This window comes from Kitasatospora sp. NPDC091257 (genome assembly GCF_044757675.1).
GTDB classification, from domain to species: Bacteria; Actinomycetota; Actinomycetes; order Streptomycetales; family Streptomycetaceae; genus Kitasatospora; species Kitasatospora lactacystinica.
The window spans coordinates 1-5,977 of record NZ_JBIVVI010000524.1 but is presented as its reverse complement, the minus strand read 5'-3'; the positions used below and the strand labels follow the sequence as shown (position 1 = coordinate 5,977).

At 72.5% G+C, this 5,977-nt stretch carries 4 protein-coding genes; 2 read left to right on the top strand and 2 right to left on the bottom strand.

The features are described 5' to 3' along the window. Positions 1 to 1,193, bottom strand: a 1,193-nt coding sequence (locus ACIQOV_RS23340; protein ID WP_401051331.1) for a sensor histidine kinase, incomplete at its 3' end; no start/stop codon positions are given. A gap of 420 nt (positions 1,194 to 1,613) precedes the next feature. Beyond that, entirely contained in the window at positions 1,614 to 2,891 is a 1,278-nt protein-coding gene (locus ACIQOV_RS23335) for an acyl-CoA dehydrogenase family protein (protein WP_401051329.1), read from the bottom strand. A gap of 410 nt (positions 2,892 to 3,301) precedes the next feature. Here ACIQOV_RS23335 and ACIQOV_RS23330 point away from each other — a divergent pair, with 410 nt between their 5' ends. Further along, positions 3,302 to 4,375, top strand: coding sequence for a GAF domain-containing protein (locus ACIQOV_RS23330; RefSeq protein ID WP_401051326.1), 1,074 nt, complete (start codon positions 3,302 to 3,304; stop codon positions 4,373 to 4,375). 248 nt (positions 4,376 to 4,623) lie between these two features. After that, positions 4,624 to 5,977, top strand: a 1,354-nt coding sequence (locus ACIQOV_RS23325; protein WP_401051334.1) for a lipase maturation factor family protein, incomplete at its 3' end; no start/stop codon positions are given.

The window sequence follows — 5,977 nt, the reverse complement described above, 5'->3', positions numbered from 1 at the left end:
CCCTCGGACACCGGAGCCCGGGTGATCCGGGCCCCCGACGGCAGTCCGGGCACCGCGGCCGGGTGTCCGGCCTGCTCCAGCAGGGCCGAGGGCACCAGCACCACCGCCCGGGTGCCGCCGTACGGGGACGGCCGCAGCGAGACCCGGACCTCGTGCCGGGAGGCGAGGCGCGCGACGACGAACAGACCGAGCCGCAGGTCGTCGCCGAGCGCGGAGACGTCCAGCTCGGGCGGGTTGGCCAGGTACGCGTTGAACCGCTGGTACTCCTGCTCGGTCATGCCGAGCCCGCGGTCCTCGACCTCGACCGCCAGGCCCTCCCCGACCTCCTGAGCCGAGACCTGCACCTGGGTGTACGGCGGGGAGAAGGTGGTGCCGTTCTCGATCAGCTCGGCGACCAGGTGGATGACGTCGGCGACGGCCTGTCCGTCGAGCGAGACGCGCGGCACGCCCTGGACGACGACCCGGGAGTAGCTCTCGGTCTCCGAGACGGCGCTGCGCAGCACGTTGACCATGGGCACGGCGTTGCGCCAGCGCCGGGCGGGCAGGGCGCCGCCGAGAATGACCAGGTTCTCGGCGTTGCGCCGCATCCGGGTGGCCAGGTGGTCGACCGCGAACAGTTCGCGCAGCAGTTCCGGGTCCTCGTGCTCGCGTTCGAGCGCGTCCAGCATGCTGATCTGCCGGTGGATCAGGATCTGGGTGCGCCGGGCGATGTTGAGGAAGACCTTCTTCGTCCCTTCGCGCCCCTGGGCCTGGTGGACGATGGCGGCGATCGCGGCCTGGCGGACGGCGGCGAGGCCCTCCGAGGTCTGCTGGACGTCGTCGCCGGCCCGCCGGGACGGTGCCCAGACGGCCGGGGCGGGCACCTGCTCCCCGGCGCGCAGCCGTCCGACCACCTCGGGGATCTCCTGCTGGGCGAGCGCGAAGGTGTCGGCCCGCAGTCCGGACAGCCGCGCGGACAGGGCCCAGGCGGTCCGGACGCCACGGACCAGGCTGATCAGCAGCACCAGGGCGACGGCCGCGCTGCCGGCCAGCAGTGCGGTGCGCTGTCCGGAGTCGCGCAGCAGGTGGACGGCGTAGCCCCAGGCGGCGGCGAGGCCCAGGCTGGGGACCAGTACGAGGGAGAGGAGCGGGCCGCGGAGCGAGCCGGACCGGCCGGCGCGGTGGCCCGTGCGGGGGGCCGGTATGCCTGGCATCTGATTCCTTGCTGCAGGGCCGATGTTCCTTGCTGCAGGGCCGAGTCGCGGGACCGGGACGCCGGTCCGGACCGGTGGGTCCGAGCGGCGGGGTCGATCCCGTACGGCGCGGCCGGGCTTCAGGGAGTCGGGGCCGGGGGTGCCGGAGCCGGTGACGTGCTGTCACTGCTCCGGCGCGGTGCAGCGCGGCCGTCGACGGCACGGAACGCTATCAGCCCCGGGCGGCGTCGACGCAATATCAACTGGCCCGTCCTGATGGGCTGATGGCGTCGGAGCGAGGTTCGGGCCGGAGGGTCCGCCGGTGCATCGCCGCAGCTCGCGGCCCTCGCCCCGATGGTGCCGACGGTTCCCGGAGGGCGGGGACAACCCCCCGAGGAATTCGCCAGGAACAGGTCAAGTGCCGCTGTGGCAGGTGGGGCCTCAGCCCGCCAGTGGCATCGGCAGCACCCGTCCGCCCCTCCCCGGCGGCTTCTCCACCGAGGCCTCCCGCTGGGCGGCGAGCTCGCTCCAGGCCCAGCTGGTCAGGTCGGACAGCTCCGCCGACCACTGCTTGCCGTACGTGCCCGAGGCGAACTGCCCGAGCCGCAGCCGCTGGACGTCCGAGGTGCCGGCCGGCGGGTAGACGTGGGTGGCGTCCCGCAGGTAGCGCTCGATGCCGAACTCGGGCTGGAGGCCGCGGGCGGCGTGGATCTCCATGGCGTTGCGCGCGGAGTCCAGCGCGTACTCGGTGTTGATGAGCTTGGCGTTCATCAGCTCGGCGTCGCAGGCGCGGCCGTGGTCGAGCAGGTGGGAGGCATGGTAGGCGGCGAGCCTGGCGGTCATCAGCCGGGACTGCATCTCGCCCAGCTTGAGCATGATGTTCGGGAGTTGGCTGAGCGGCTGGCCGTACAGGACGCGTCCCCCGGCGAACCGGACGGTGTCCTCGACGATCGCGGTGTGGATGCCGAGCGCGACGGCGGCGAGGTTGATCCGGCCGTAGAGCGTGGAGGAGGAGTAGGCGACGTCCAGCCCCTGCCCCTCCCGGCCGAGCCGGTTGCCGGCCGGGACGCGGCAGTCCTCCAGGAGGATCTCGCCGAAGCTGAAGCCGTGCAGCCCGCTCTGCGACCCGGGGGAGCCGGTGCGGAACCCGGGTCGGTCGCTCTCGACCAGGAAGGCGGACAGGCCCCGGCTGCCCTGGCCGGTGCGCAGGACCACGCCGTGCACGTCCCCGATGTGGGAGTTGCCGACGAAGCACTTGCGGCCGTTGAGCACGTACTCGTCGCCGTCGCGCACCGCCGTTCCGGTCATCCCGAGCACGTGCCCGCCGGATTCCGGCTCGGTGACGGCGATGGTCGGCAGGCACTCCCCGGAGGCGAACTTCGGCAGCCACTTGCGGCGTTGGGCCTGGGAGCCGTAGTGGAGGACCTTGGCCACGCCCAGCTGGGAGGCCTGCGCGATCGAGCCGGCGGCCCCGCTGACCCGGGCCAACTCCTCGATGATCACGGTCTTGGCGACGTGCCCCAGGCCGAGGCCGCCGAACTCCCGCGGGATCGTCACGCCGATCCAGCCCTGGCGGGCGATCTGCCGGGCCAGCTCGAACTCGATCTTCCGCTCGGCCTCCATCCCGGCCACCCGCGGACGCACCTCCTTCTCCGCGAAGTCACGGACCTCGGCGCGAAGCTCCTCGTGACGGTCGTCGGTGAAGTAGTCCATCGCCATGCTCCGGTCCTCTCGGTGTGTGCGGTGCCGTGCCTCCGTTCGTGCCGTCGATGCCGCTCCGGCAACCCCGCGGGGGCGGTGGGTGTGCGGGAGTTCCGGCCGGTCGCCCCGGTGCGATCGGCGCATGCGTCACCGGGCGGTGTCCCGGTGGCGGGCATCGTCCGTGTCTTCGGCAGGGCTCATTGTTGTATGGGGTGCCGGGGCAGCCCAGAGTCGATCTTGGATTGGCGCGATTCGGCCCGTCCCCGCCCGGAGGGGTTTCGCCCCGGCCCCGGCCGGGAATCGATCTTCGCTTCCGTGACGGTCCGTCGACCGGTCGTTCACGTGCAGTTTTGACTGGCCATCGGCAAGGCTGAGGAACGGTCGATCGGGACGGTCCGGCTGTTCTGATGTCTGGTTACATGTGCGCCATGACTGATGTGATGAGCACTCAAGGCCAGTTCCCGGGTGCCTCCGGCGAGTCCGCGCGAACCCGCAGGCTGCGCGGCCTCGGGCTCAACGACCCGTCCGCGGACGAGGCCTTCGACCGCTTCGCCCACCTCGCAGCCAGTATCACGCGCGCTCCCATCGCGATGGTCAACTTCATCAATGACGAACGCCAGATGTTCCGCGGGCTCTACATTCCGCCAAGTTCGACCGATGCCAGGGCCGAGGACGGATCGTCCTGGGCGGACCGCGGCATCGCGTTCGACCTCCCCACCCGCGAGATGCCGCTGAGCCACGGCTTCTGCCCGCACGTCGTCGCCCAGCGCTCCCCCCTCGCCCTCGACGACATCCTCGCCTACCCCCGGTTCGCCGGGAACCCGGTGGTGGACGAACTCGGCGTCCGCGCCTACCTCGGCGCTCCGCTCGTCGACGACACCAACACCGTCATCGGCACCGTCTGCGTCCTCGACCGGGAACCCCGGCAGTGGGGGCGCGAGCGGCTGCGCGACATCCAGCACCTCGCCGAGGCGCTGCTCTCCGAGATCCGGCTGCGCGACAGCCTGCTCGCCCAGCGCCAGGAGATGTTCGCCGCCTTCGACGGCTCGCCGTTCCCCATCATGCTCACCGAGGGCCCGGTCCAGGAGATCCGGTACGCCAACGCCCAGCACACCGACACCTTCGGCGCGCCGACGGCCTACGGGACGATCGGCGCCGCCTACCCGCAGCTCGGCGCCGCGGGCCTCGAACAGACCGTCGTGGAGGCGTACCACACCGGTCGCACCGCCGTCCTCGACGACGTCCGGATCGACTCCGCCCGTCCCGACGCGCAGCGCGGACGGCAGGTGTTCAGCTTCACCTGCACCCCGCTGCGGGCCGCGCTCACCGGACGGATCAACGGCGTCCTCACCGTCGGCATGGACATCACCGCCCAGTCCCGCACCGAGGAGGAACTCGGCACGCTGGCCGCCCTGCTCGTCGACCGGCTCCAGCAGAGCGGCGCCTCCGTGCCCGGCCGCTCCGCCGTCGCCGGCGGGGCCGGACCCGGCCTGCCCGCCTGAACCCCGGCCGGGTGCGGACCGTCCACCACCGTGGCGGGGCGCCTCTCACCCCCGTGGAGAGGACCCCGCCACGCTGCCGTCCGGCGCCGGGAGCCCGCCGGGTGCCCGCGGGGTGACGTTCCCGTGCTTGTCCGCGTCCGCCGGGCACTGCCGGAGGCCCGCCGCCCGGGCCGAGCGGGTGAACCCTCCCCGCTCCGCCGCCCCGACCGGGCCCGTGCCCGGGGCACCGGATGGTAGGCATGGGCCGCATGGACTGGTTCGCCGCCCCCGACTACTGGCTGAGCCGGCTGCTCGTCCAACGCCTGCTCGCCGCCCTCTACCTGATCGGATTCCTGGCCGCCGCCGGGCAGTTCCGCGCGCTCATCGGCGCCGACGGGATGCTGCCGGTGCCCCGCTTCACCGCCCGGGTCCCGTTCCGCCGGTCGCCCGGCCTGTTCCACCTCCACTACAGCGACCGGTTCTTCGCCGCCGTCGCCTGGAGCGGCGCCGCGCTCGCCGCCGCCGTCGCGGCCGGGCTCGGCGACGCCGTCCCGCTCTGGGCGTCGATCCTGCTGTGGGCGGTGCTCTGGACCCTCTACCTCTCCATCGTCAACGTCGGGCAGACCTGGTACTCCTTCGGCTGGGAGTCCCTGCTGCTCGAAGCAGGCTTCCTCGCCGCCTTCCTGGGCGACGCCGACACCGCCCCGCCCACCCTGGTGCTGTGGCTGATGCGTTGGCTGGCCTTCCGGGTCGAGTTCGGCGCCGGACTGATCAAGCTGCGCGGCGACAGCTGCTGGCGCGACCTGACCTGCCTCCAGTATCACCACGAGACCCAGCCGATGCCCGGACCGCTCAGCTGGTTCTTCCACCACCTGCCCGCCCCGCTGCACCGGGTCGAGGCCGCCGTCAATCACATCGTCCAACTCGTCGTACCGGTCGGCCTGCTGTTGCCGCAGCCGGTCGCGAGCGGCGCGGCCTGCGCCGTCATCGCCACCCAGCTCTGGCTGGTGGCGTCCGGCAACTTCGCCTGGCTCAACTGGCTGACCATCGCCCTCGCCCTCGCCGCCGTCGAACCGGCCCGCCTCGGCCTGCCCGTCCACGCCCGCGCCTACCCCGGCACCCCGGTCTGGTACGAGGTGCTGGTGATCGCGCTGACCGCCGCCGTCCTGGTGCTCAGCTACTGGCCGGTGCGCAACATGATCTCCCGCGGCCAGGCCATGAACCGCTCCTTCAACCGCCTGCACCTCGTCAACACCTACGGTGCCTTCGGCAGTGTCAACCGGTTCCGCCAGGAGGTGGTGGTCGAGGGCACCGACGAGACGGTGCTCACCCCGCACACCGTCTGGCGCGAGTACGGCTTCAAGGGCAAGCCCGGCGACGTGCGCCGCCGCCCGCGCCAGTTCGCGCCCTACCACCTGCGGCTCGACTGGCTGATGTGGTTCGCCGGCATCTCCTCCGCCTACGCCCGCCCCTGGTTCCTCCCCTTCGTCGCCCGCCTGCTGTCCGGCGACCGGGCCACTCTGCGCCTGCTGCGCCACAACCCCTTCCCGGACGCCTTCTTCGCCAACCACGACGGCACCACCGCCTGGAAGTGGATGCGGCACATCTACGAGAGCACCGGCC

Coding starts and splice junctions, on each gene's coding strand:
- ACIQOV_RS23335 (WP_401051329.1), bottom strand. CDS start 2,891: ATGGCGATGGACTACTTCACCGACGACCGTCACGAGGAGCTTCGCGCC.
- ACIQOV_RS23330 (WP_401051326.1), top strand. CDS start 3,302: ATGACTGATGTGATGAGCACTCAAGGCCAGTTCCCGGGTGCCTCCGGC.